Source organism: uncultured Streptococcus sp. (assembly GCF_963518475.1).
Lineage (GTDB): Bacteria > Bacillota > Bacilli > Lactobacillales > Streptococcaceae > Streptococcus.
Map to the genome: position 1 here is coordinate 14,586 of NZ_CAUQJA010000018.1, position 25,418 is coordinate 40,003.

At 42.2% G+C, this 25,418-nt stretch carries 23 protein-coding genes and 1 pseudogene; 19 read left to right on the top strand and 5 right to left on the bottom strand.

What is annotated here, in order from left to right:
* Positions 1-12 precede the first annotated feature (12 nt).
* The 6 genes from cysE (at position 13) to RYK12_RS07635 (ending at position 5,447) form a co-directional block, all read left to right on the top strand.
* Positions 13-630, top strand: coding sequence for a serine O-acetyltransferase (gene cysE / locus RYK12_RS07610; RefSeq protein ID WP_314848244.1), 618 nt, complete (start codon positions 13-15; stop codon positions 628-630).
* Positions 631-641: 11 nt separating this feature from the next.
* Complete coding sequence (locus tag RYK12_RS07615) at positions 642-1,526, top strand: GNAT family N-acetyltransferase (protein ID WP_314848246.1); 885 nt, start codon at positions 642-644, stop codon at positions 1,524-1,526.
* An 82-nt stretch (positions 1,527-1,608) separates the two neighbouring features.
* On the top strand, positions 1,609-2,952 hold the full coding sequence (gene cysS, locus RYK12_RS07620) for a cysteine--tRNA ligase (protein WP_314848248.1): 1,344 nt from the start codon (positions 1,609-1,611) through the stop codon (positions 2,950-2,952).
* Positions 2,945-3,331 (top strand): Mini-ribonuclease 3, encoded by a 387-nt coding sequence (locus RYK12_RS07625; RefSeq protein ID WP_261038635.1) that lies wholly within the window; start codon positions 2,945-2,947, stop codon positions 3,329-3,331. Before cysS ends, RYK12_RS07625 begins: the two co-directional genes overlap by 8 nt.
* A gap of 3 nt (positions 3,332-3,334) precedes the next feature.
* Complete coding sequence (locus tag RYK12_RS07630; RefSeq protein ID WP_045604718.1) at positions 3,335-4,204, top strand: helix-turn-helix domain-containing protein; 870 nt, start codon at positions 3,335-3,337, stop codon at positions 4,202-4,204.
* Between the two features lie 112 nt (positions 4,205-4,316).
* Entirely contained in the window at positions 4,317-5,447 is a 1,131-nt protein-coding gene (locus tag RYK12_RS07635) for a sn-glycerol-3-phosphate ABC transporter ATP-binding protein UgpC (RefSeq protein WP_314848253.1), read from the top strand.
* A gap of 95 nt (positions 5,448-5,542) precedes the next feature.
* Here RYK12_RS07635 and RYK12_RS07640 read toward each other — a convergent pair.
* From RYK12_RS07640 to RYK12_RS07660, 5 genes and pseudogenes are all read right to left on the bottom strand, one after another.
* Positions 5,543-6,734, bottom strand: a pseudogene (locus tag RYK12_RS07640) (oxidoreductase).
* A 143-nt stretch (positions 6,735-6,877) separates the two neighbouring features.
* Positions 6,878-7,537 carry an amino acid ABC transporter permease gene (locus tag RYK12_RS07645; RefSeq protein WP_000443882.1) on the bottom strand — a complete coding sequence of 220 codons (660 nt, stop codon included), beginning with the start codon at positions 7,535-7,537 and terminating at the stop codon, positions 6,878-6,880.
* A 9-nt stretch (positions 7,538-7,546) separates the two neighbouring features.
* Positions 7,547-8,224 carry an amino acid ABC transporter permease gene (locus RYK12_RS07650; protein WP_000131145.1) on the bottom strand — a complete coding sequence of 226 codons (678 nt, stop codon included), beginning with the start codon at positions 8,222-8,224 and terminating at the stop codon, positions 7,547-7,549.
* Between the two features lie 12 nt (positions 8,225-8,236).
* Positions 8,237-9,031 (bottom strand): transporter substrate-binding domain-containing protein, encoded by a 795-nt coding sequence (locus RYK12_RS07655; protein ID WP_314848254.1) that lies wholly within the window; start codon positions 9,029-9,031, stop codon positions 8,237-8,239.
* Between the two features lie 10 nt (positions 9,032-9,041).
* Positions 9,042-9,800: an amino acid ABC transporter ATP-binding protein gene (locus RYK12_RS07660; RefSeq protein ID WP_314848255.1), complete on the bottom strand. Its 759-nt coding sequence runs from the start codon at positions 9,798-9,800 to the stop codon at positions 9,042-9,044.
* A gap of 175 nt (positions 9,801-9,975) precedes the next feature.
* On the opposite strand from RYK12_RS07660, the gene recJ reads away from it, so the two are divergent.
* The 13 genes from recJ to brnQ form a co-directional block, all read left to right on the top strand.
* Positions 9,976-12,198 carry a single-stranded-DNA-specific exonuclease RecJ gene (gene recJ / locus RYK12_RS07665; RefSeq protein WP_314848257.1) on the top strand — a complete coding sequence of 741 codons (2,223 nt, stop codon included), beginning with the start codon at positions 9,976-9,978 and terminating at the stop codon, positions 12,196-12,198.
* 173 nt (positions 12,199-12,371) lie between these two features.
* The gene (locus RYK12_RS07670) at positions 12,372-14,033 is read left to right on the top strand and encodes a ribonuclease J (protein WP_125443959.1); all 1,662 of its coding nucleotides are present in this window, start codon (positions 12,372-12,374) and stop codon (positions 14,031-14,033) included.
* 67 nt (positions 14,034-14,100) lie between these two features.
* A complete protein-coding gene (locus tag RYK12_RS07675) occupies positions 14,101-14,880 on the top strand; it encodes an alpha/beta hydrolase family protein (RefSeq protein ID WP_314848258.1) in 780 nt (259 codons plus the stop codon).
* A 111-nt stretch (positions 14,881-14,991) separates the two neighbouring features.
* Positions 14,992-16,212: an aminoacyltransferase gene (locus tag RYK12_RS07680; protein ID WP_314848259.1), complete on the top strand. Its 1,221-nt coding sequence runs from the start codon at positions 14,992-14,994 to the stop codon at positions 16,210-16,212.
* Positions 16,213-16,216: 4 nt separating this feature from the next.
* Positions 16,217-17,383: an aminoacyltransferase gene (locus tag RYK12_RS07685; protein WP_314848260.1), complete on the top strand. Its 1,167-nt coding sequence runs from the start codon at positions 16,217-16,219 to the stop codon at positions 17,381-17,383.
* Between the two features lie 78 nt (positions 17,384-17,461).
* A complete protein-coding gene (locus RYK12_RS07690; RefSeq protein WP_261015766.1) occupies positions 17,462-18,163 on the top strand; it encodes a M57 family metalloprotease in 702 nt (233 codons plus the stop codon).
* Positions 18,164-18,201: 38 nt separating this feature from the next.
* Positions 18,202-20,049: an excinuclease ABC subunit UvrC gene (gene uvrC / locus RYK12_RS07695; RefSeq protein ID WP_314848262.1), complete on the top strand. Its 1,848-nt coding sequence runs from the start codon at positions 18,202-18,204 to the stop codon at positions 20,047-20,049.
* Positions 20,039-20,893, top strand: a complete 855-nt coding sequence (locus RYK12_RS07700) for a metallophosphoesterase family protein (RefSeq protein ID WP_314848264.1) — start codon at positions 20,039-20,041, stop codon at positions 20,891-20,893. Before uvrC ends, RYK12_RS07700 begins: the two co-directional genes overlap by 11 nt.
* Positions 20,894-21,066: 173 nt before the next feature.
* A complete protein-coding gene (locus RYK12_RS07705; RefSeq protein WP_000670166.1) occupies positions 21,067-21,672 on the top strand; it encodes a nitroreductase family protein in 606 nt (201 codons plus the stop codon).
* Between the two features lie 12 nt (positions 21,673-21,684).
* Positions 21,685-23,085, top strand: coding sequence for a dipeptidase PepV (gene pepV / locus RYK12_RS07710; RefSeq protein WP_314848266.1), 1,401 nt, complete (start codon positions 21,685-21,687; stop codon positions 23,083-23,085).
* 53 nt (positions 23,086-23,138) lie between these two features.
* Positions 23,139-23,729 (top strand): uracil-DNA glycosylase family protein, encoded by a 591-nt coding sequence (locus tag RYK12_RS07715; protein WP_049544827.1) that lies wholly within the window; start codon positions 23,139-23,141, stop codon positions 23,727-23,729.
* Positions 23,726-24,013, top strand: a complete 288-nt coding sequence (locus RYK12_RS07720; RefSeq protein WP_049544828.1) for a rhodanese-like domain-containing protein — start codon at positions 23,726-23,728, stop codon at positions 24,011-24,013. The genes RYK12_RS07715 and RYK12_RS07720 overlap by 4 nt, the downstream gene beginning before the upstream one ends.
* 276 nt (positions 24,014-24,289) lie before the next feature.
* The coding region (gene brnQ, locus RYK12_RS07725) for a branched-chain amino acid transport system II carrier protein (RefSeq protein ID WP_314848270.1) at positions 24,290-25,418 on the top strand (1,129 nt) is incomplete at its 3' end.

Genomic DNA, 25,418 nt, shown 5'->3' on the forward strand with positions numbered 1-25,418 from the left:
AAGGAGAAATGTATGGGATGGTGGCGCGAAACCATTGATATCGTAAAAGAAAATGATCCAGCGGCCCGCACCACTTTGGAGGTTTTGCTGACTTATCCAGGTGTCAAGGCCTTGGCGGCCCACCGTCTCTCGCATTTTCTCTGGAAGCATGGCTTCAAACTCCTTGCTCGTATGCACAGTCAGTTTTGGCGCTTTTGGACTCAGATTGAGATTCATCCAGGTGCCCAGATTGATTCAGGTGTCTTTATCGACCATGGCTCTGGTTTGGTGATTGGGGAGACGGCTATCATTGAAAAAGGCGTTCTCCTCTATCATGGGGTAACTCTTGGGGGAACAGGGAAAGACTGTGGCAAACGCCATCCAACCGTGCGAAAAGGAGCTTTAATATCCGCTCATGCCCAAGTCATTGGACCAGTGGAAATTGGTGAAAATGCCAAGGTCGGTGCTGCAGCAGTTGTCGTAGCAGATGTACCTAGTGATGTGACGGTTGTCGGTATTCCGGCCAAGATTGTCCGAGTTCATGGACAGAAGGATGAACCGACGATCCACGAAGTCGAAGAAAAACGAGAGTACTACGTCAATAAACTCGAGCAGGCTAAAGAAGCCAGTCACAGATCGTCTGGGTTGTAGAGGATACCTATATGATTCAAGCAAGAAACAAGTTAAGCCAAGAGGAGCTATCTGGGGCGAAAAAACTAATTAACTGTTGCCAAAACTATGACGGTACCTATCGTGATCCCTATCTCTCTAACATGCTTAATTTTGATCCAAACATGCCCGCCTTTTTCCTTTATTATGAAAAAGGCGAACTTGTTGGTTTATTAACTGTCTATGCAGATGACCAAGATGTAGAAGTGACGATACTGGTTCATCCAGGTCATCGCCATCAGGGAATTGCGCGGGCTTTGTATAGAAGTTTTGAGAAAGAAACGGCATCTTATCCAATTGAGTCTGTGACTTTTCAGACAGAGCGTGTTTTTCTAGATCTCCATCCTGATTTTGTCAGCAACTGGGGATTGGTCGAGGACGAGGATACAGAAACCTGGTTAGGTAAGGATAGAAGACCTTATCCGTTAGCAAAGCTTTCTAATCTTGAAGTTTTGTTAGCAGATAGTTCGTATCAGGAGCAAATCAGTCAGTTAAAATTTCAGGCATTCTCAGAAGAGCATGAATCTAGAGAGATTGTGGATAGATATGTCGCTGAAGCTCTGAAAGATCCAGAAAGTCGCCTATATATTTTATTAAAAAACAATCAGGTGATTGGAACTTGTACAGTTGATTTATCGAGTAATACGAATTACCTCTATGGTTTAGCAATATCTGAACCTGAACGTGGGAAAGGCCATGGAAGTTACTTAGCAAAATCCCTTGTCAACCAACTAATTGAGCAAAATGATAAGGAATTTCAGATTGCAGTGGAAGATAGCAATGTAGGTGCAAAGCGCTTGTATGAAAAAATTGGCTTTGTCAAACAGACCCAGGTGGTTTATCTGAATGAGAAAGGAGCAAGGGATTCCGAAGTGTAGAGAGATTCGGACTGAAATTCAATTGAACTCTTAGTGATGAAACTAACTGTTCTTGGATTTTGGCTTTCCTGACTATTATTTTATGATTAAAATCTATGACACCATGTCTCGTGATTTGCGAGAATTTGTCCCGATCGAGGACGGTAAGGTTAAGATGTATGTTTGTGGGCCAACGGTGTACAACTATATCCACGTGGGAAATGCCCGTTCGACGGTAGCTTTTGACACCATTCGTCGATATTTTGAGTACCGTGGGTATGAGGTTGCCTATATTTCCAATTTTACGGATGTGGATGATAAGATTATCAACCGTGCCAAGGAAGAAGGTATCACGCCTCAGGAGGTTGCGGACAAGTACATCGCTGCCTTTCGTGAGGATGTGACGGCCTTGGGCGTCAAACCTGCGACTCGACATCCGCGTGTGGTGGAGTTTATGGCTGACATTATCCGTTTTGTGGAAGACTTAATTGAAAAAGGCTTTGCCTACGAGAGTCAAGGGGATGTTTACTTCCGTGTGGAAAAATCTCACAACTATGCCAAGTTGGCTAACAAAACCTTGGAAGACTTGGAGCTGGGTGCTTCAGGTCGTACCGATGAAGAAATAGCTCGTAAGGAAAATCCTGTAGACTTTGCTCTATGGAAAGCTGCTAAATCAGGCGAGATTTCTTGGGATAGCCCTTGGGGACCTGGTCGCCCAGGCTGGCATATTGAGTGTTCGGTCATGTCAACAGAGATTTTGGGCGATACCATTGATATCCACGGTGGTGGAGCTGACCTAGAATTTCCTCATCATACCAATGAAATTGCCCAATCGGAAGCTAAAACAGGTAAGACTTTTGCCAACTATTGGATGCATAATGGATTTGTCAATATCGACAATGTCAAGATGTCCAAGTCCTTGGGCAACTTTATTACCGTACATGATGCCCTTAAAACCCTCGATGGACAAGTGCTTCGTTTCTTCTTTTCGACTCAGCATTACCGCAAGCCCATCAACTTCACAGAAAAAGCAGTTCGGGATGCAGAGACTAATCTCAAGTATCTGAAAAACACCTATGAACAACCATTTACTGGAACTGTAGATGCTCAAGAGTTACAAGCCTTTAAAGACAAGTTTGTAGCAGCTATGGATGAGGATTTCAACTCTGCCAACGGTATTACAGTAGTCTTTGAAATGGCCAAATGGATCAATTCCGGCAACTATGATGCAAGTGTCAAGCAAGCTCTTGCGGATATGTTGGAAGTCTTTGGAATTGTCTTTGTTGAGGAAGTTTTGGATGCAGACATTGAAGACTTGATCCAAAAACGCCAAGAAGCGCGTGCCAATCGTGACTTTGCGACAGCGGACCAGATCCGTGACCAATTGGCTGCTCAAGGAATTAAGCTCCTTGACACCAAGGATGGAGTGAGGTGGACACGTGATTGATGTCAATCTCATTAACGGGATTGCGTTAGCTTTTGAGGGGGACGCGGTGTATTCTATGTATATTCGTCGTCACCTCATCCTCAAAGGCATGACCAAGCCCAATAAACTTCACCAAGAGGCCACCAAGTATGTCTCAGCCAAAGCTCAGGCTTGCCTGATTTCCCTTATGTTAGAGGAGCAAGTCCTGACGGAAAAAGAAGAAGAAATCTACAAACGTGGCCGCAATACCAATAGCCACACCAAGGCCAAAAATGCTGATGTGGTGACTTACCGTATGTCCACAGGTTTTGAAGCCGTGATGGGCTATCTCCATATGACTGAAAATTTGGAACGTCTTGAGAGCTTGATTTCGTGGTGCATCCAAAAAGTGGAGGGCTAGGACATGATGGCAAAAGAACTACAAGACTGGTTTCCTGAAGCTCAGATTTCAGACCAACCAGTAGAGAAAGAGGGCTATCTCACTCTCCCTTTAGCTTCTCAGCAGTGGATTTTGCTGGAGGAAGCTAGGCTCAGCGAGCGTGAAAAGCAGTTGGTTGCCCTTTTAACCCAGCAGGAGCAGGCTCGTTCGCTCAATCCTTGGTATTCTTTTCTGATTGAGGGCAAGGGACAAGTACCACAAGCTTTTAAAAAGATTCAGCTGGTTTACTGTCATCTTTCCTATTTTCAGCAGGAAAATCTATCCTCTTGGCTAGATATGATGCGGACCCTTTTTCCTAACTGTCAGACGGTGCTTCAGGTTGGGGCTCAGGATTATGTTTTCGTACTTCAACAAGATAAATACACCTCTGTACGAGCTATTTTAAGTGATACGATTGAAGCGGTTGAGTATGACTTTGGACTGCGTCTGTCAATCATGTTGGGCCAGGTTTGGTCTCAGACAGGCCATCAAGCCCTATCAGACTTGATTAAAGCAGAGCGCGATTTGTTTAAGACTTGGTGGCGTCAGGGTCACCAAGGTGTTCACACCTTTTCACAACTCTATCTTTGGAGTATGGGGGAAAGAATTGTGGACCTGAGAGTCATTAAAGAATGTCTACACCAGATGATTTTGGATCAAGACCAGATTCAGGAAATCATTCTCTCCCTTTGGGAAAATAGTGCAGTCCTAACTAAAACAGCCCAGCAACTCTATCTGCACCGCAATTCTCTCCAATACAAAATTGATAAATGGGAAGAATTGACAGGGCTTCAGTTGAAGGAATTGACTGATCTGACCTTATGTTATCAGTTGATTTTACCAGATGTTTTATAAAGTTTTGTGCAAGTTGCACAGAACTTTTTTGTTTTTTTGGTCACCTTGCCATAGAAATGTAAAGCGTTTTCATCTATAATAAAACTATCAAAAGACAAAAGGAGTTCACCTCATGGTAGAATTGAATCTTAAAAATATTTACAAAAAATATCCAAACAGCGAACACTACTCAGTTGAAGACTTCAACTTGGACATCAAAGACAAAGAATTTATCGTTTTCGTAGGTCCTTCAGGATGTGGTAAATCAACAACTCTTCGTATGATTGCTGGTCTTGAAGACATCACAGAAGGTACTGCATCTATCGATGGCGTGGTTGTCAACGACGTAGCTCCAAAAGACCGTGATATCGCCATGGTATTCCAAAACTACGCTCTTTACCCACACATGACTGTTTATGACAACATGGCTTTCGGTTTGAAATTGCGTAAATACAGCAAGGAAGACATCGACAAACGTGTACAAGAAGCAGCAGCAATCCTTGGATTGAAAGAATTCTTGGAACGTAAACCAGCTGACCTTTCAGGTGGTCAACGTCAACGTGTTGCCATGGGGCGTGCCATCGTCCGTGATGCAAAAGTATTCTTGATGGACGAACCTTTGTCAAACTTGGATGCCAAACTTCGTGTATCAATGCGTGCTGAAATCGCTAAAATCCACCGTCGTATCGGAGCTACAACTATCTACGTAACTCACGACCAAACAGAAGCGATGACACTTGCAGACCGTATCGTTATCATGTCAGCAACTAAGAACCCTGCTGGTACAGGTACTATCGGACGTGTGGAACAAATCGGTACTCCTCAAGAAGTTTACAAAAACCCAGTTAACAAATTCGTAGCAGGATTCATCGGAAGCCCAGCTATGAACTTCATCAACGTGCAATTGGTTGGTAGCGAAATTGTTTCTGACGGTTTCCGTTTGAAAGTTCCAGAAGGAGCATTGAAAGTTCTTCGTGAAAAAGGCTACGAAGGTAAAGAATTGATCTTCGGTATCCGTCCAGAAGATGTGAATGCAGAACCTGCTTTCCTTGAAACATTCCCAGAATCAGTTGTAAAAGCTACTATCTCAGTATCAGAATTGCTTGGTTCAGAATCTCACCTTTACTGCCAAGTTGGTAAAGATGAATTTGTTGCCAAAGTTGATGCTCGTGACTACTTGCAAACAGGTGCAACAGTTGAACTTGGATTTGACTTGAACAAAGCACACTTCTTCGATGTAGAAACTGAAAAAACAGTTTACTAAGATGAATAAAACTCAAAACACTGCTAGAAATCTGGCAGTGTTTTTTGAGATTGCGTAGAAAAAACTCCTGGGAAATTCCAGGAGAGTATGAGTGGTTATTTAAACTTGAATCCTTCGTAAATAAGCTCTGTTTTTGGATTTTGTTTCTTAATCTGTTTGGCAAGTGACTTCATCATAGAAAGAGGACCACACATATAGACGCTCGCATGTTCGGGTACTTCTTTTTGTTCAAAATTAAGATAGGCGTCTTTCCTACTGTCTACTAGATGGAGTTCAAAATTAGGATTTTTCTGAGCATAGTCATGGAGCAAATCTATATAAACTGCATTTTCCTCTCCACGGAAGCTATAGTAGAAGTGAACCTGTTTATCTAAAATAGGATGTTCACGGATGTAAGAGATGAAGGGGGTAATCCCAATACCTCCAGCAATCCAAACCTGATTTTCTCGTCCTTCTTCTATAATCATGTGCCCGTAAGCTCTGTCTACGCTTACTTTGCTGCCGACTTGAAGATTGTCATAGATATTCTTGGTATGGTCGCCTGAATTTTTAACAGTAAAGTAAAGAGTTTGACCATGACCTCCTGAGATAGAAAAGGGATGCGGAGCACTTTCAAAGCCTTCTTGGAAAATCTTTAGGAAGGCAAATTGTCCTGATTGATAGTCGAAAGGTCTGCTAAGATGGATTTGAATTTCTCTAGTATCGTGATTTAAGCGTTTGAGATTGGTAATTTTCCCTAGATAAGGGAAGCCAATCTTTTGATAAAGGAAGATGATATAAAAACCAGCCAGTAAACCTAAAAGGGCATAGCTACCAACAAGAAAACTTAGGAGGTTAAATGTGAGAAGGCGATTGCCCATCATCATGTAGACATGAAAGAGTCCGAAAATGTAGGCTAGATAAACCAGACGGTGAATCCATCTCCAAGCTTCGTATTGGATGTATTTGCCTAAATAGGCGACAAGGATGATACTGACAAAATATAGATGGCAAGGTTGCCAAACTGAGCAGCTAAACGAGAGCCCCACAAACCGCCCATACTAAAGTTATGAAAGATTAGTAGGATGATGGAGAGAAAGGCTGTGAATTTGTGGACAGTGTAGACCTTCTCCAAACCGTGAAACCAGCTTTCTAGTAGGGGGGGAGACGAGTGGCTAGGATAAAAGTCAGAGATAGGCTTGTTAAAGCTAGTCCTGGAATAGTGAATTGGGGAGAAGTGTTCATCCAAGCAAAAAGAGTCAAGATAAAACTAGCTATGATAAAGAGTATTCCTTTGATTGATTTCATAGAAAATTCCATTTCATTTAGATTTTAATTTGTTGTAAACAAATTTGTTACATTTTATCATAGAAAAAGTATGGTGTCAAATTGAGGTCTATAAATATCTACTATCATCAAAAAACTCTCCAATTTAACTGGAGAGTGGCTGTTTATTCTGCAGCTTGTTGCCAACGTTTTGCTAGCATATGAGACAGGCTCGAAATTGCTAGGTTGAAGCTGAAGTAGATGAGGGCAATCAGGATATAAAGACTGAAGACCTGCTCTGGTTCGAAATAACGGCCCATGAGAATTTGGCTTGCTCCAAAGAGTTCTTGTAGGGCGATAACAGAGTAGAGAAGACTGGTATCCTTAATTACGGTTACAAACTGAGAAATGATGGCTGGCAACATTTTGCGAATGGCTTGCGGGAGAATGATGTGGTAGAGGATTTGGGCTGAGGTAAATCCTTGCGACATTCCTGCTTCGTACTGTCCCTTGTCCACGGCATTGAGACCGCCTCGGATAATCTCAGCCAAGGCTGCTGAGGTAAAGAGGGTAAATGCAGTGATTCCTGCTGGTGTGGATTTCATCTTGAAAACCAAAAAGATGGTGAAAATCCAGAGGAGGTTGGGAACGTTACGCACAAACTCGATGTAAATGCTGGAAATGATGCGCAAGATAGGATTTTTCCCATTTCTCATGACTGCTAGAACTGTACCGATAAGTGTAGCGAGGACGATGGCAATCAGAGAAATGTAGAGGGTCAAGCCAAATCCTTTAAAGATAAATACTAGGTTATCTGGGGTCAAAACTTCTAAAATGGATTCCATAGTAACCTCCTAAAGTGAATAGGCTTTTTTGTTGGCTTGCTCCATCTTGCGACCAAACTGGGCAACAGGAAAGCAAAGAGAAAAGTAGAGAAGGGCAGCACCTAAAAATGCTGGAATGTAGTTTCCGTTAAGTGCCGACCAAGACTTGGTCACAAACATCAAGTCCACTCCAGAGATAATAGCGACTGTAGAAGTGTTTTTGATGAGGTTAACAATTTGGTTGGTCAAAGGAGGGAGAATGATACGAAAGGCCTGAGGCAAGATAATCAAACGCATAGCACTGATATAGGTAAAACCTTGCGACAAGGCGGCCTCCATCTGACCGCTAGGAATAGACTGAATACCTGAACGAATCACTTCAGCGATATAGGCGCCGTGATAGAGTCCCACGCAGAGTACAGCTGTCCAATAAATCGGAATCATGATGGTGTGGTCACTGATAAGAGGTAGGCCATAAAAAACGATAACAAACTGCACCAAGAGGGGAGTGTTTTGGTAAAACTCCACAAAGATGCGAGCTAAAATGCGCAAAATTGGACGTTTGCTGGTTGACATGGCTCCAAAGAAGATGCCCAAAACCATGGCGAGGATAAAGGATCCAATCGCTAGGGCAAGGGTGAAGAGGAAACCATTGAAAAATTGTCCAAAATCCTGAAAATAGGCTGTCCAAGATGATAAATCTGTCATGGGGTGTCCTCCTTAATCTGCGGTATGGCTAGATGGTTTGAGCTTGTAACGGTCATAAAGTTTCTGCAAACTACCATCCTTGCTCCATTTAGTAACCAAGTTATCAAGATAGTCGTTGAGCTCGGTATTTGATTTCTTGGTAACGATACCGTAGTCAGATGGCTTGAAACTATCATCTAGTAGTTCTGTCCGCTTACTGATGTAGCCAGATAGGATAGAACGGTCAACGGAAAAGGCATCGATACGATGAGCGTGTAGGGAAGTAATCAATTCTGGATAGGAACCAAGTTCGACGAATTTAAAGGTCAAGCCTTTCTTTTTACCCAGTTCAGTAATCAGGCGTTGGGTGATGGAACCTTGGGCGACTCCGATGGTTTTGCCGTTTAGGTCCTCAATCTTTTTGATTTTGGCAGATTTATTGACCAAAAAGCCAGAAGCATCTGTGTAGTAAGGGCTGGTGAAGTTGTAGAGTTTTTTTCGTTCGTCCGTGATGGTAAAGGTTGCGATATCCATATCGACCTGTTCATTGTCTAGAAGGGGACCTCGAGTTTGTGCTGTAACCGGCACATAACGAACCTTGACCTTGAGCTCATCAGCTACCATCTTGGCCAGGTCAGTTTCGATACCAGAAAAGGTCCCTGTCTTGGGATCCTTGTAACCGAAATTGGGAACGTCTTGTTTGACACCAACAACCAGCTCGCCTCTCTTTTGAATGTCTGCGACACTGGTATCAGCCTGGACTGGTTTTGCAGCAGCAAGGCCGAAAAGGCTAATCAATATTGCGGATAAAAAAAATTTCTTTTTCATAGGCGCCTCCTTATTTGACTTTGTCACTTTCGTGGTTGATGATTTTGCTGAGGAATTGTTGGGCACGAGGTTCGCTTGGATTGTCGAAAAAGTCATCGACATCGGTCGTATCTACCAAAACTTCCCCGTCAGCCATAAAGATGATGCGGTCAGCAACTTCACGGGCAAAGCCCATTTCATGAGTAACGACAATCATATTCATACCATCGTGGGCCAATTTTTGCATAACTGCCAGAACGTCTCCGATGGTTTCAGGGTCAAGGGCAGATGTTGGCTCATCAAAGAGGAGGAGTTCAGGATGCATGGCAAGACCACGAGCAATGGCGATTCGTTGTTTTTGTCCACCGGATAGCATGGCTGGATAAGAATCTTTCTTGTCCCACATATTTACAAATTCCAGATATTTTTGGGCTGTCTTTTCAGCTTCTTTTTTATCAATTCCTAGAACTTTTATAGGTGCAAGTGTTACGTTTTCTAACACTGTTTTGTGAGGGTAGAGGTTAAAATGTTGGAAAACCATGCCAACTTCCTTGCGAAGAGGCACTAAATCTTTCTGGCTGGCACCAGCAACTTGGTGGCTATTGACTAGAAGACTTCCCTTGTCGACAGCCTCTAAACCATTGATGGTACGGATAAGAGTGGATTTCCCAGAACCAGATGGTCCGAGGAGGACAACGACTTGTCCTTTTTCAAAACGGAGATTGATGTCGCGGAGTGCGTGATAGTCTCCGTAATATTTTTCGACGTGTTCAAATTCTACTAAAGCCATAAGGAATCTCCTTTGTGTTAGATTTTATAACATGATTCTACACCAAAAAAATTGTCTTGTCAAATCATATCTGAAAAAATTCACTAAAATTTTATAAAAAGCAATCTGGATAGAGAAAACGTCTAAATCATGTTATAATGAAGCAATAGAATTCTTAGAAAGAGTGGATGTCTTTTTGATAACACCTACTTATGAATGGCAGTTTGCCCCGCAGGTTGAAGATGCGGATTTTACAAAGATAGCCAAGAAGGCTGGACTGGATCCTGAGGTGGCTCGGTTATTATTAGAGAGAGGGATTCAGGATGAAGAAAGTCTGAAGAAGTTTTTAGAACCTTCCTTGGAGGACTTGCATGACCCTTATCTACTCCATGATATGGACAAGGCAGTGGCTCGTATTCGTCAGGCCATTGAAGAAGGGGAAAATATTCTCGTTTATGGAGACTATGATGCGGATGGTATGACCTCGGCTTCGATTGTGAAGGAAAGTTTGGAACAGCTTGGTGCCGAGTGCCGTGTTTATCTGCCCAATCGTTTTACAGATGGCTATGGTCCAAATGCCAGTGTCTATAAATACTTTATCGAGCAAGAGGGAATTTCCTTGATTGTGACAGTGGATAATGGAGTTGCTGGTCACGAGGCCATCGAATTGGCCCAGTCTATGGGAGTAGATGTCATTGTGACTGACCACCATTCCATGCCTGAAACCTTGCCAGATGCCTATGCCATCGTTCATCCTGAGCATCCAGATGCGGACTATCCTTTCAAATATTTGGCTGGTTGCGGAGTGGCATTCAAGCTGGCTTGTGCCCTTTTGGAAGAAGTACAAGTGGAATTGCTTGATTTGGTCGCTATCGGAACCATTGCAGATATGGTGAGTTTGACGGATGAAAATCGTATCTTGGTTCAATATGGTCTAGAAATGTTGGGGCATACTCAGCGCATCGGTCTGCAAGAAATGCTAGACATGGCTGGGATTGCTGCCAACGAAGTAACAGAAGAAACGATTGGTTTCCAGATTGCCCCTCGTTTAAATGCCTTGGGGCGCTTGGATGATCCCAATCCAGCTATTGATTTGCTGACTGGCTTTGACGACGAAGAAGCGCACGAGATTGCCCTTATGATTCACCAAAAAAATGAAGAGCGTAAGGAAATCGTTCAGTCAATCTATGAAGAAGCTAAGACCATGGTGGATCCTGAGAAGAAGGTTCAGGTCTTGGCCAAGGAAGGCTGGAATCCTGGGGTTCTAGGAATCGTGGCTGGTCGTTTGTTGGAAGAATTGGGACAGACAGTCATCGTTCTTAATATAGAAGACGGTCGTGCCAAGGGCAGTGCTCGTAGTGTGGAAGCGGTCGATATTTTTGAAGCTTTGGATCCTCATCGAGACCTCTTTATCGCCTTTGGAGGCCATGCTGGCGCAGCAGGAATGACGCTGGAAGTTGAGAAACTTTCAGATTTATCTCAGGTTTTGGAAGATTATGTCCGTGAAAAAGGTGCAGATGCTAGTGGCAAGAATAAGTTAAACCTAGATGAAGAGTTGAATTTAGAGACTTTGAGTCTTGAAACAGTCAAGAACTTTGAGCGCTTGGCACCTTTTGGGATGGACAATCAGAAACCTGTCTTTTATATCAAGGATTTTCAGGTCGAAAGTGCCCGTACCATGGGGGCAGGCAATGCCCATCTCAAGCTAAAAATTTCCAAAGGTGAATCTAGTTTTGAGGTGGTCGCTTTTGGTCAAGGGAAAAGGGCGACTGAATTCTCACAGACCAAGCAATTGGAATTGGCAGTGACTCTCTCTGTCAACCAATGGAATGGCCAAACTGCCCTCCAGTTGATGATGGTGGATGCGCGTGTGGAGGGGGTTCAGCTCTTTAACATTCGTGGAAAGAATGCCACCTTGCCAGAGGGAGTTCCAGTCTTGGATTTTGCTGGAGAAGTGCCAGATTTAGCGACTAGTGACTCGGTTGTTGTAAAAACCATTCCTGAGGATATGACCCTGCTGAAAACCATTTTTCAGGAACAGAATTTCTCTGCTGTCTATTTCAAAAATGATATTGACAAGGCCTACTATCTAACAGGTTATGGGACTAGAGAGCAGTTTGCCAAATTGTACAAGACCATCTACCAGTTTCCAGAGTTTGATATTCGCTACAAGCTGAAAGACTTGGCTACTTATCTCAATATTCAACAAATCTTGCTGGTCAAAATGATTCAAATATTTGAAGAATTAGGTTTTGTGGTAATCAAAGATGGGGTTATGACAGTCAATAAAGAAGCGCCAAAGAGAGAGATAGGAGAAAGTCAGATTTACCAAAATCTCAAACAAACCGTCAAAGACCAAGAAATGATGGCGCTGGGTACCGTGCAAGAAATTTATGACTTTTTAATGGAAAAAGAGTAGATCATAGGAAAGAGTTGGGAAACCAGCTCTTTTTTGAAAACAAATCTTCATTTTGAAAATCATCAAAAAAATGGTATAATGTTAGGAAAAGATTCGGCTAAAAGTAATAGTGCTTTTAGAATAAAAGGGAAAGTAACCCTATAATCAAGATAAACTAAGCTTTCGGAGGAAAAATGAGTAATATAAGTTTAACAACACTTGGTGGTGTGCGTGAAAATGGGAAAAATATGTATATCGCTGAAATCGATGGATCTATTTTCGTTTTGGATGCAGGTCTGAAATACCCTGAAAACGAACAACTAGGGGTGGACGTAGTTATTCCAAATATGGACTACCTTTTTGAAAATAGCGACCGTATCGCTGGCGTCTTCTTGACCCATGGACATGCAGATGCTATTGGTGCTCTGCCTTATCTCTTGGCTGAAGCCAAGGTACCTGTATTTGGCTCTGAGTTGACCATTGAGTTGGCAAAACTCTTTGTCAAAGGGAATGACACAGTTAAGAAATTTAATGATTTCCATGTCATTGATGAGGATACGGAGATAGATTTTGGAGGGACTGTGGTGTCCTTCTTCCGTACGACCCACTCTATCCCAGAAAGTCTGGGTGTTGTCTTGAAGACAGCTGAAGGAAGTATCGTTTATACAGGTGACTTCAAATTTGACCAGACAGCTAGTGAATCCTATGCGACAGACTTCGCTCGTTTGGCAGAAATCGGTCGTGATGGAGTTCTGGCTCTTCTTAGCGATTCAGCCAATGCAGATAGCAATATCCAAGTGGCTAGTGAAAGTGAAGTTGGGGATGAAATCACTCAAACCATTTCTGATTGGGATGGACGTATCATTGTTGCAGCAGTAGCCAGCAACCTCTCTCGTATCCAGCAGGTGTTTGACGCTGCGGATGAAACAGGCCGTCGTGTGGTTTTGACAGGATTCGATATTGAAAATATCGTCCGCACTGCTATTCGTCTTAAGAAATTGTCTCTAGCTAACGAGAGTCTTTTGATTAAGCCAAAAGATATGTCTCGCTTTGAAGACCATGAGTTGATTATCCTTGAGACAGGTCGTATGGGTGAGCCTATCAACGGTCTTCGCAAGATGTCGATTGGTCGCCACCGTTATGTGGAAATCAAGGACGGTGACTTAGTATATATCGTAACGACTCCGTCTATCGCCAAGGAAGCAGTCATGGCGCGTGTGGAAAATATGATTTATCAAGCTGGAGGGGTTGTCAAACTGATCACTCAAAGCTTGCGTGTGTCAGGGCACGGAAATGCGCGTGACTTGCAATTGATGATTAATCTCTTGCAACCTAAGTATCTCTTCCCAATTCAAGGGGAATATCGTGAGTTAGATGCTCATGCTAAGGCTGCTATGGCAGTTGGAATGTTGCCAGAACGCATTTTCATCCCTAAAAAGGGAACCAGCATGGCTTATGAGAATGGAGATTTTGTCCCAGCTGGAGCTGTTTCAGCAGGGGATGTCTTGATTGACGGGAATGCCATCGGTGATGTTGGTAATGTAGTTCTTCGTGACCGTAAGGTCTTGTCAGAGGACGGTATTTTCATCGTAGCAATTACCGTTAACCGTCGTGAGAAGAAAATTGTGGCCAAGGCTCGTGTTCACACGCGTGGATTTGTTTATCTCAAGAAGAGTCGCGATATTCTCCGTGAAAGTTCAGAATTGATTAACCAAACGGTAGAAGACTATCTTCAAGGAGATGACTTTGACTGGGCAGATCTTAAAGGGAAGGTTCGGGATAATTTGACTAAGTATCTCTTTGACCAGACTAAGCGTCGTCCAGCTATTTTACCAGTAGTCATGGAAGCAAAATAATTGTTGAAATAAACAGAGGGAAAGTCGAGTTTCGGCTTTTTCTTATAGAAAAATAGAGGAAAAAATTATGGCAGTAATGAAAATCGAGTATTACTCACAAGTTTTGGATATGGAGTGGGGAGTGAATGTCCTCTATCCTGATGCCAATCGAGTGGAAGAACCAGATTGTAAAGACATTCCAGTCTTGTACCTCTTGCACGGGATGTCTGGTAACCATAATAGCTGGCTCAAGCGGACCAACGTAGAACGCTTGCTTCGAGGAACCAATCTCATCGTCGTCATGCCCAATACCAGCAACGGTTGGTACACTGATACCCAGTATGGTTTTGACTATTACACAGCTCTAGCAGAGGAATTGCCACAGGTTTTGAAACGCTTCTTCCCTAATATGACCAGCAAGCGTGAAAAGACCTTTATCGCTGGTCTCTCTATGGGAGGCTATGGCTGTTTCAAATTGGCTCTTGCTACAAATCGTTTTTCTCACGCAGCTAGCTTTTCAGGTGCTCTTAGTTTTCAAGATTTTTCTCCTGAAAGCCAAAATCTGGGAACACCGGCTTATTGGAGGGGTGTGTTTGGGGAGATTAAAGATTGGACAGCTAGCACCTATTCTCTAGAAAGTCTGGCTAAAAAATCGGATAAAAAGACCAAACTTTGGGCTTGGTGTGGCGAGCAGGATTTCTTGTACGAAGCCAATAATCTAACAGTGAATAATCTCAAAAAACTGGGATTTGATGTGACCTATAGCCATAACGCTGGAACTCACGAGTGGTATTATTGGGAAAAACAATTGGAACGGTTTCTAGCAAGCCTACCAATTGATTTCAAATTAGAAGAGAGATTGACTTAGTTTGAACTTCAGCATAGGGGGAGTAGAACTAAAATAAAATATGTTTTCACTAGACTTTTCAAGCGAAAGTAGTAGAATAGTAATAAGATACTGGATGAAAGATAGTAGGAAATGTACCGTTATCAAATTGGCATTCCCGCATTAGAATATGATCAGTTTGTCAAAGACCATGAATTAGGCAATGTATTACAAAGTAGTGCTTGGGAAGAAGTTAAGTCTGATTGGCAACATGAGAAGTTTGGTGTTTACAGGGAAGAAAAATTACTGGCGACAGCTAGTATTTTGATTAGAACTCTTCCGCTAGGCTATAAAATGTTTTACGTCCCAAGAGGACCCATATTGGATTATGGAGATACAGAACTCTTGAGTTTTGTCATTCAGTCCATTAAGTCTTATGCTCGCAGTAAGAGAGCTATTTTTGTGACTTTTGACCCAAGTATTTGCCTATCGCAAAGTTCAATCAAGCATGAAAAAATAGAATATCCTGAAAATATGGCTATTATTGAAAATTTGCAAAGAATGGGAGTAAGGTGGTCAGGAAAGACCGATGGAATGGGAGATACCATTCAGCCTCGTATTCAGGCAAAAGTATACAAGGAAAATTTTACAGAAGATAAACTTTGCAAGTCAACAAAACAAGCTATTCGATCCGCTCGAAATAAGGGTGTAGAGATTCAGATTGGTAGAGATGAATTGTTAGAATCTTTCTCGTTTTTGATGAAAAAAACTGAGAAGCGAAAAGATATCCATTTGAGGAATGAAGCCTATTATAAAAAATTGTTAGATAATTTTAAGGACAAGGCCTATATCACCTTGGCAACCTTGGATGTTTCTAAACGTTCGCAAGAATTAGAAGAACAGTTAGCGAAAAACAGAGCCTTGGAAGAGACCTTTACTGAGTCGACTCGAACTTCAAAAGTAGAAGCGCAGAAGAAGGAAAAAGAACGTTTGTTAGAGGAATTGACTTTCCTGCAGGAATATATGGATGCAGGTCAAGCAAGAGTTCCTTTAGCAGCTACCTTGACTTTAGAATTCGGACAAACTTCTGTCAATCTATACGCAGGAATGGATGAAGATTTTAGACGTTATAAAGCTCCTATTTTGACTTGGTATGAGACAGCTCGATATTCCTTTGAACGTGGCATTTTATGGCAAAATTTAGGAGGCGTCGAGAATGCTTTAGATGGTGGACTCTATCGTTTTAAAGCTAATTTTAATCCAACGATCGAAGAATACTTGGGTGAATTTACAATGCCTACCCATCCTCTCTATCCTCTGTTAAGACTTGCTCTTGATTTCCGTAAAACATTAAGAAAAAAACATAGAAAGTAAGTATATGGCACTAATTACACTCACGAAAGAAGAGTTTCAGGCTTATTCTGATCAGGTTTCTTCTCGTTCCTTTATGCAATCGGTCCAGATGGGGGACTTGTTAGAAAAAAGAGGAGCTCGAATTGTTTATCTAGCTTTGAAACAAGAAGGAGAAATTCAAGTTGCAGCTCTGGTTTATAGCTTGCCCATGCTGGGTGGTCTGCATATGGAGCTCAATTCGGGGCCGATTTATACCCAACAAGATGCTCTTCCAGTTTTTTATGCGGAGTTAAAAGAATATGCCAAGCAAAATGGTGTATTAGAGTTGCTTGTAAAACCTTATGAAACTTATCAAACTTTTGATAGCCAAGGTAATCCAATAGATGCTGAGAAAAAAAGTATTATTCAAGGTTTAACTGATTTAGGTTATCAATTTGATGGATTGACGACAGGGTATCCTAATGGAGAAGTCAGCTGGCATTACATCAAAGATTTGCAAGATTATGATGCTGTTTCCTTATTGAAATCTTTTAATAAAAATAGTATTCGCAACATTCAATCAGCCTTTGATTTTAATATTCTTATTCGCAATGCAGAACGGGAAGAAATTCCAACATTCAAAAAAATTATCGAAGAAACAGGTAAAAGACAAGGTTTTGAGGATAAGAATTTAGATTATTACATGAAATTGTATGATATGTTTGGAGATAAGGCGGATTTCCTAATTGCTGAAGTCAATCCGCAACAGTCTATAGATGCTTTAAATGTGAAGATGGCTAGTCTTGACAAGAAGTCGAAACAATTTCACCAGCAATACCAAGCTTTGCAAAAGAAAAAAGATTTTCTAACTAGTTTGGATAGTGAGTCTGGCAATGTTGCTCTAGCTTGTGCTTTAATAATCTACACAAATACAGAGGCAACCTACTTATTTGGGGGGTCGTACGCAGAGTATCAGAAGTTTTCAGCTCCATTTTTACTTCAATATCATGCGATGAAGCAGACAATGCAACGAAATATCCATCAATACAACTTCCTAGGGATTCAAGGGATTTTTGATGGAAGTGATGGTGTTTTGCGTTTTAAACAGAATTTTAATGGCTATATTGTACGCAAAGCAGGTACTTTCCGTTATCATCCATCGCCTTTAAAATACAAAGCTATCCAGTTACTCAAAAAAATAGTAGGACGTTAAGATGAAAAAGCCAGTATTTAGCTTTCTTTCAGCTTCTTTTAGTAAAATAAAGTTTATTTGCTAGAAAGGTGGAGAGATATGCGTTGGCTTTTTCGTTTGATAGGGGCTTTCTTTTCTTTTGTTTTGCGTTTGTTTTGGCGCCTGGTTTGGATTGTTTTGCTTTTATGCACTCTTGCTTTTGGATTTCTCTGGTATCTGAACGGGGATTTTCAAGAAGCGCTAAAGCAAGCAGAGCGGTCAGTAAAAATTGGTCAACAAAGCATCAACCAATGGGAAAGAACAGGGCAACTGCCTAAGTTGAACCAGACAGATAGCCACCAGCATTCTGAAGGAAGATGGCCACAGGCTTCTGCTCGTATTTACTTGGATCCCCAGATGGATTCACGCTTTCAAGAGGCTTATGTAGAAGCGATTCAGAATTGGAATCAAACTGGTGCTTTTAACTTTGAAATTGTCACCGAGTCCAGTAAGGCAGATATTATGGCTACGGAGATGAATGACGGAGGCACTCCTGTGGCAGGAGAGGCGGAAAGTCAGAGCAATCTCTTAACGGGGCAATTCTTGTCTGTCACGGTGCGGTTGAATCACTATTATCTGTCCAATCCTAACTATGGCTATTCCTTTGAGCGTATTGTCCATACGGCAGAACATGAGTTGGGGCATGCAATTGGCTTGGACCATACAGATGAGAAGTCTGTGATGCAACCTGCAGGTTCCTTTTATGGTATCCAGGAAGAGGATGTTGAAAGACTTCGAAAATTATATGAGACCAATGAGTAGGGAACAATCTTTCCCTACTTTTTTGCTATAATGGAATTATGAACAACTTGATTAAATCAAAACTAGAGCTCTTGCCGACCAGCCCTGGTTGCTACATTCACAAGGATAAAAACGGCACTATTATCTATGTAGGAAAGGCTAAAAATCTGCGTAACCGCGTGAGGTCCTATTTCCGAGGGAGTCACGATACCAAGACAGAGGCCTTGGTATCTGAAATTGTGGATTTTGAATTTATTGTTACGGAGTCTAATATTGAGGCACTTCTCCTAGAAATCAACCTGATTAAGGAAAACAAGCCCAAGTACAATATCATGCTCAAGGATGACAAGTCCTATCCTTTCATCAAAATCACCCATGAACGCTATCCTCGCTTGATTATCACTCGTCAGGTCAAAAAGGACGGAGGTCTCTACTTTGGACCTTATCCAGATGTGGGGGCAGCCAATGAAATCAAGCGATTGCTGGATCGGATTTTCCCTTTTCGCAAGTGTACGAATCCACCATCTAAGGTCTGTTTTTACTACCATATCGGTCAATGTATGGCCCACACCATCTGTAAGAAGGATGAGGACTATTTCAAGTCTATGGCTCAGGAGGTTTCTGATTTCCTAAAAGGGCAGGATGATCAAATTATCGATGACCTCAAGGGCAAGATGGCAGCGGCAGCTCAGACTATGGAATTTGAACGTGCAGCGGAATACCGTGATCTGATTCAGGCCATTGGAACGCTTCGAACCAAGCAACGGATCATGGCTAAGGATCTCCAAAATCGGGATGTCTTTGGCTACTATGTGGATAAGGGTTGGATGTGTGTCCAGGTTTTCTTTGTCCGTCAGGGCAAGCTCATTGAGCGAGACGTTAATCTTTTCCCCTACTACAATGATCCGGATGAGGATTTCTTGACCTATGTAGGACAATTTTATCAAGAAAAATCTCATCTAGTTCCTAATGAGGTGCTGATTCCGCAGGATATTGACGAAGAAGCTGTCAAGGCTTTGGTAGACACCAAGATTCTTAAGCCTCAGCGTGGAGAGAAAAAGCAACTGGTCAATTTGGCTATAAAGAATGCTCGAGTCAGTCTAGAGCAGAAGTTCAACCTGCTAGAAAAATCAGTCGAAAAGACCCAAGGGGCTATTGAAAATCTAGGACGTTTGCTCCAAATCCCGACACCAGTTCGTATCGAATCCTTCGATAACTCTAACATCATGGGGACCAGTCCTGTTTCGGCTATGGTGGTCTTTGTCAACGGCAAACCTAGTAAGAAGGATTATCGTAAGTATAAAATCAAGACTGTCGTTGGGCCAGACGACTATGCCAGTATGAGAGAAGTCATTCGCAGGCGCTATGGCCGAGTTCAACGTGATGGTTTAACCCCGCCAGATTTGATTGTGATTGATGGAGGACAAGGGCAAGTCAATATTGCCAAGCAAGTCATCCAAGAGGAGCTAGGCTTGGATATTCCAATTGCAGGTTTGCAAAAGAATGACAAGCACCAAACCCATGAATTGCTTTTTGGAGATCCGCTTGAGGTGGTGGAGTTATCTCGTAATTCTCAGGAATTTTTCCTCCTCCAACGCATCCAAGATGAGGTGCACCGCTTTGCCATTACTTTCCACCGCCAACTGCGCTCCAAAAATTCCTTTTCATCACAATTGGATGGCATTGACGGCCTGGGACCTAAACGCAAGCAAAATCTCATGAAGCATTTCAAATCTCTAACTAAAATCAAGGAAGCCAGTGTGGATGAGATTGTCGAAGTCGGTGTGCCTAGAGCAGTCGCAGAAGCAGTGCAGAGGAAGTTGAACCCGCAGGAAGAAGTGGAATTGGCTCAAGTTGCGGAAGAAAAAGTAGATTATCAAACAGAAGGAGACCATCATGAACCATAAAATCGCAATTTTATCAGATATTCATGGCAATGCGACGGCGCTAGAAGCAGTGATTGCAGATGCTAAAAATCAAGGAGTCAGTGAATACTGGCTTCTGGGAGATATTTTTCTTCCTGGTCCAGGCGCAAATGACTTAGTCGCCCTGCTAAAGGACCTTCCTATCACAGCCAGTGTTCGAGGCAATTGGGATGATCGTATCCTTGAGGCCTTGGATGGTGAATATGGTTTGGAACATCCGAAAGAAATCCAGTCAATGCGCATGACCCAGTTTTTGATGGAGCGAATGGATCCTGCAACGATTGTCTGGCTACGAAGCTTGCCTTTGCTGGAAAAGAAAGAAATTGACGGATTACGCTTTTCTATCTCTCATAATTTGCCAAATAAGAACTATGGTGGCGACTTGCTAGTTGAGAATGATATAGAGAAATTTGACCAACTCCTAGATGAGGAAACTGACGTGGCAGTCTATGGTCATGTTCACAAGCAGTTGCTTCGTTATGGCAGTCAAGGGCAACAAATCATCAATCCAGGGTCGATTGGCATGCCCTATTTTAATTGGGAGGCGTTAAAAAATCACCGTGCCCAGTATGCCGTGATAGAAGTTGAAGATGGGGAATTGGTAAATATCCTATTTCGTAAAGTTGCTTATGATTACGAGGCTGAGTTAGAATTGGCCAAGTCCAAGGGGCTTCCCTTTATCGAAATGTATGAAGAATTACGTCGTGAAGATAACTATCAGGGACACAATCAGGAACTTTTAGCCAGCTTAATAGATAAGCATGGGTATGCAGAGGATGTGAAGAAATTCTTGGAGGCTATAAAGTCAGAATATAAGATAGACTAGTTTCTTTAAGTAACTGAAAATTAATTGGAACTGGATGATGGGATTCCTGATTTAAATGGTTTTCTTCATTCGGTTGCTTATCCTTGTTCCAGTTTGTTTCTATGAAAAATCTCTGCAAGCTCTTTCAAATTATGGTAGAATGGAAGCAGTAGAATTAGAAAAGGAAATCGATTATGAAATTTCTTGAATTAAATAAAAAACGTCATGCGACTAAGCATTTCACTGATAAGCCAGTTGATCCAAAAGATGTGCGTACGGCTATCGAAATTGCAACCTTGGCACCAAGTGCCCACAACAGCCAACCTTGGAAATTTGTGGTGGTGCGTGAGAAAAATGCCGAACTAGCAAAATTGGCTTACGGTTCAAACTTTGAACAGGTATCATCAGCGCCTGTAACTATTGCCTTGTTTACAGACACAGATTTGGCTAAACGTGCTCGTAAGATTGCCCGAGTTGGTGGTGCTAATAACTTTTCTGAAGAGCAACTTCAATATTTTATGAAGAATTTACCTGCGGAATTTGCCCGTTACAATGAACAACAAGTAAGCGACTACTTAGCCCTCAATGCAGGTTTGGTTGCTATGAACTTGGTTCTCGCTCTTACAGACCAAGGAATCGGATCAAATTTGATCCTTGGATTTGACAAATCAAAAGTCAATGAGGTTTTGGAAATTGAAGACCGTTTCCGCCCAGAACTTTTGATTACAGTGGGTTACACAGACGAGAAATTGGAACCAAGCTACCGCTTGCCAGTAGATGAAATCATCGAGAAAAGATAGAAAGAAGATAATATGACAGCAATTGATTTTACAGCAGAAGTAGAAAAACGCAAAGAAGACCTCTTGGCTGACTTGTTTAGCCTTTTGGAAATCAACTCAGAATGTGATGACAGCAAGGTTGATGCTGAACATCCATTTGGACCTGGTCCAGTAAAAGCTTTGGAGAAATTCCTTGAAATCGCAGAGCGTGATGGCTACCCAACTAAAAATGTTGATAACTACGCAGGACACTTCGAGTTTGGTGATGGAGAAGAAGTTCTCGGAATCTTTGCCCACATGGACGTGGTGCCAGCTGGTAGCGGTTGGGACACAGACCCTTACACACCGACTATCAAAGACGGTCGCCTTTATGCGCGTGGGGCTTCGGATGACAAGGGACCTACAACAGCTTGTTACTATGGTTTGAAAATCATCAAAGAATTGGGCCTTCCAACTTCTAAGAAAGTTCGTTTCATCGTTGGAACAGACGAAGAATCAGGCTGGGCAGACATGGACTACTACTTCAAGCACGTAGGACTTGCGAAACCAGACTTCGGTTTCTCTCCAGACGCTGAATTCCCTATCATCAATGGTGAAAAAGGAAATATTACTGAATATCTCCACTTTGCAGGAGAAAACAATGGAGCCGCTCGTCTTCACAGCTTCACAGGTGGTTTACGTGAAAATATGGTACCAGAATCAGCAACAGCAGTCGTTTCAGGTGATTTGACTGACTTGCAAGGGAAACTAGATGCCTTTGTTGCAGAACACAAACTTAGAGGAGAACTCCAAGAAGAAGCTGGTCAATACAAGGTGACGATCATTGGTAAATCAGCCCACGGTGCTATGCCTGCTTCAGGTGTTAATGGTGCGACTTACCTAGCCCTCTTCCTCAGCCAGTTTGACTTTGCTGGTCCAGCCAAAGACTACCTTGACATCGCTGGTGAAATTCTCTTGAACGACCATGAGGGTGAAAATCTCAAGATTGCTCATGTGGATGAAAAGATGGGTGCTCTTTCTATGAATGCAGGCGTCTTCCGCTTCGATGAAACAAGTGCTGACAATACCATTGCCCTTAATATCCGCTATCCAAAAGGAACAAGTCCAGAACAAATCAAGTCAATCCTTGAAAACTTGCCAGTTGCTTCTGTTAGCCTTTCTGAACATGGTCATACGCCTCACTATGTGCCAATGGAAGATCCACTTGTGCAAACCTTGTTGAATGTTTATGAAAAACAAACAGGCCTTAAAGGTCACGAGCAAGTCATCGGTGGTGGAACCTTTGGTCGCTTGCTAGAACGAGGTGTTGCCTATGGTGCCATGTTCCCAGACTCAATTGACACCATGCACCAAGCCAATGAATTTATCGCCTTGGATGATCTCTTCCGAGCAGCAGCAATCTATGCCGAAGCTATTTACGAATTGATCAAATAAAACGATAGAAGTCTGAGATTGTATGCTTAGACTTCTTTTTGGAGGGAAAGTAGATGTCTCAAATTGAAAGAATCAAGCAGGCTATTATGTCAGATCCACAGAATGCCAGCTATACAGAGCGTGGCATTGAGCCTCTCTTTGCAGCGCCAAAGACTGCTCGCATCAATATCATCGGTCAGGCACCTGGACTTAAAACCCAAGAAGCAGGCCTTTACTGGAAAGATAAGAGTGGTGACCGCTTGCGCGACTGGCTAGGTGTGGATGAAGATACCTTTTACAATTCAGGATATTTTGCTGTTCTGCCTATGGATTTCTACTTTCCAGGGCATGGCAAGTCAGGTGATTTACCACCGAGAACTGGCTTTGCTGAAAAATGGCATCCACAGCTCTTGCAAGAATTACCAGATATTCAATTGACCCTCTTGATTGGGCAATATGCCCAGGCCTACTATTTACAGGAGAAAGTCAGTGGCAAGGTGACAGAACGGGTAAAACACTACCAGAACTACTTGCCAACCTATTTTCCACTAGTTCATCCCTCACCGCGAAATCAAATCTGGATGGCTAAAAATCCTTGGTTTGAGTCAGAAGTGGTGCCGGATTTGAAAAAAAGAATTAAAACTATTTTAGGAGAAAAAGAATGAAAGAAATTTCTTTTGACGCATTTTACCAGCTTTACCAAAACGACCAACTTTCTTTAGTGGACGTGAGAGAAGTGGATGAGTTTGAAGCTCTTCATTTAGAAGGTGCTCAGAATCTTCCTCTGAGTCAATTGGCTGATAGCTATAATCAGTTGGACAAGGACCAGTTACATTATGTTATTTGTAAATCTGGAATGAGATCGGCGCGCTCTTGCCAATTCTTATCAGAACAAGGTTATGAGGTTATCAATGTCCAAGGTGGCATGATGGCCTTTGAAGAACTTTAATACTCAATGAAAATCAAAGAGCAAACTAGGAAGCTAGCCGCAGGCTGTACTTGAGTACGGCAAGGTGAAGCTGACGTGGTTTGAAGAGATTTTCGAAGAGTATAAACAGTAGAATTTTCTCCTACTTAGTGTGATCTTGGTAGGAGAATTTTATTTTTAGACAATTCTCATTTTTAAGAATCTTGAAAACATTCAATATTTACTTCGTGAAGCTTTTTTCATGCTCCTATTCATGATATACTAGGTCAGTATTTTATAAATATGAAGGAGATTTTCATGGCTAAAAAAGGTGCCCTAACAGGTTTACTCCTGTTTGGAATATTTTTTGGTGCGGGGAACTTGATTTTTCCGCCTTCTCTAGGTGCTCTATCTGGAGAACATTTTCTTCCTGCCATCGCAGGTTTTGTCTTTTCAGGTGTCGGTATCGCCGTCTTGACTCTTATTATTGGAACGCTAAATCCTAAAGGATATATCTACGAGATTTCTACAAAGATAGCGCCTTGGTTTGCGACTCTTTACCTCTCAGTTCTTTACTTGTCAATCGGTCCATTCTTTGCTATCCCACGTACAGCTACAACAGCTTACGAAGTAGGGATTAGCCCTCTTTTGTCGGATGCAAATAAAGGTCTTGGTTTGATTGTCTTTACAGTTCTGTATTTTGCAGCAGCCTATTTGATATCGCTCAATCCATCAAAAATTTTAGACCGTATCGGCCGTATTTTAACGCCAGTCTTTGCGATTTTGATTGTTATCTTGGTTGTCCTAGGAGCTATCAAATACGGTGGAACAAGTCCTCAAGCTGCTTCAGCTGCTTATCAAGCTTCTGCCTTTGGTACAGGTTTCCTAGAAGGTTACAATACCTTGGACGCCCTTGCCTCAGTTGCCTTTAGTGTAATCGCAGTTCAAACCTTGAAACAACTTGGATTTTCAAGTAAGAAAGAATACATTTCAACTATTTGGGTTGTTGGTATCGTTGTTGCCCTTGCTTTCAGCGCTCTTTACATCGGTTTAGGTTTCCTTGGAAATCATTTCCCAGTACCAGCTGAAGCGATGAAGGGTGGAACACCAGGTGTTTACATCTTGTCACAAGCTACCCAAGAAATCTTTGGCTCAACAGCCCAACTCTTCCTTGCAGCTATGGTTACCGTAACCTGCTTCACAACAACTGTTGGTTTGATTGTGTCAACAGCTGAATTCTTTAATGAACGCTTCCCACAAATCAGCTATAAGGTTTATGCGACAGCCTTTACTTTGATTGGATTTGCTATTGCCAATTTGGGTCTTGATGCGATTATCAAGTACTCAATTCCAGTACTGGTTATCTTGTACCCAATCACGATTGCTATCGTTATGATTGTCATTGTCAACAAATTTGTGGCTCTTTCAAAACCAGGTATGCAGTTGA

Excerpts from the sequence above, each read along its gene's own strand:
- RYK12_RS07650 (WP_000131145.1), bottom strand. The coding sequence starts at position 8,224 with ATGACAGATTTATCATCTTGGACAGCCTATTTTCAGGATTTTGGACAA.
- RYK12_RS07685 (WP_314848260.1), top strand. The coding sequence starts at position 16,217 with ATGGCACTAATTACACTCACGAAAGAAGAGTTTCAGGCTTATTCTGAT.
- cysS (WP_314848248.1), top strand. The coding sequence starts at position 1,609 with ATGATTAAAATCTATGACACCATGTCTCGTGATTTGCGAGAATTTGTC.
- uvrC (WP_314848262.1), top strand. The coding sequence starts at position 18,202 with ATGAACAACTTGATTAAATCAAAACTAGAGCTCTTGCCGACCAGCCCT.
- cysE (WP_314848244.1), top strand. The coding sequence starts at position 13 with ATGGGATGGTGGCGCGAAACCATTGATATCGTAAAAGAAAATGATCCA.
- pepV (WP_314848266.1), top strand. The coding sequence starts at position 21,685 with ATGACAGCAATTGATTTTACAGCAGAAGTAGAAAAACGCAAAGAAGAC.
- RYK12_RS07670 (WP_125443959.1), top strand. The coding sequence starts at position 12,372 with ATGAGTAATATAAGTTTAACAACACTTGGTGGTGTGCGTGAAAATGGG.
- RYK12_RS07645 (WP_000443882.1), bottom strand. The coding sequence starts at position 7,537 with ATGGAATCCATTTTAGAAGTTTTGACCCCAGATAACCTAGTATTTATC.
- RYK12_RS07705 (WP_000670166.1), top strand. The coding sequence starts at position 21,067 with ATGAAATTTCTTGAATTAAATAAAAAACGTCATGCGACTAAGCATTTC.
- RYK12_RS07690 (WP_261015766.1), top strand. The coding sequence starts at position 17,462 with ATGCGTTGGCTTTTTCGTTTGATAGGGGCTTTCTTTTCTTTTGTTTTG.
- RYK12_RS07630 (WP_045604718.1), top strand. The coding sequence starts at position 3,335 with ATGATGGCAAAAGAACTACAAGACTGGTTTCCTGAAGCTCAGATTTCA.
- RYK12_RS07675 (WP_314848258.1), top strand. The coding sequence starts at position 14,101 with ATGGCAGTAATGAAAATCGAGTATTACTCACAAGTTTTGGATATGGAG.
- RYK12_RS07720 (WP_049544828.1), top strand. The coding sequence starts at position 23,726 with ATGAAAGAAATTTCTTTTGACGCATTTTACCAGCTTTACCAAAACGAC.
- RYK12_RS07660 (WP_314848255.1), bottom strand. The coding sequence starts at position 9,800 with ATGGCTTTAGTAGAATTTGAACACGTCGAAAAATATTACGGAGACTAT.
- RYK12_RS07655 (WP_314848254.1), bottom strand. The coding sequence starts at position 9,031 with ATGAAAAAGAAATTTTTTTTATCCGCAATATTGATTAGCCTTTTCGGC.
- RYK12_RS07715 (WP_049544827.1), top strand. The coding sequence starts at position 23,139 with ATGTCTCAAATTGAAAGAATCAAGCAGGCTATTATGTCAGATCCACAG.
- RYK12_RS07635 (WP_314848253.1), top strand. The coding sequence starts at position 4,317 with ATGGTAGAATTGAATCTTAAAAATATTTACAAAAAATATCCAAACAGC.
- RYK12_RS07615 (WP_314848246.1), top strand. The coding sequence starts at position 642 with ATGATTCAAGCAAGAAACAAGTTAAGCCAAGAGGAGCTATCTGGGGCG.
- RYK12_RS07680 (WP_314848259.1), top strand. The coding sequence starts at position 14,992 with ATGTACCGTTATCAAATTGGCATTCCCGCATTAGAATATGATCAGTTT.
- RYK12_RS07700 (WP_314848264.1), top strand. The coding sequence starts at position 20,039 with ATGAACCATAAAATCGCAATTTTATCAGATATTCATGGCAATGCGACG.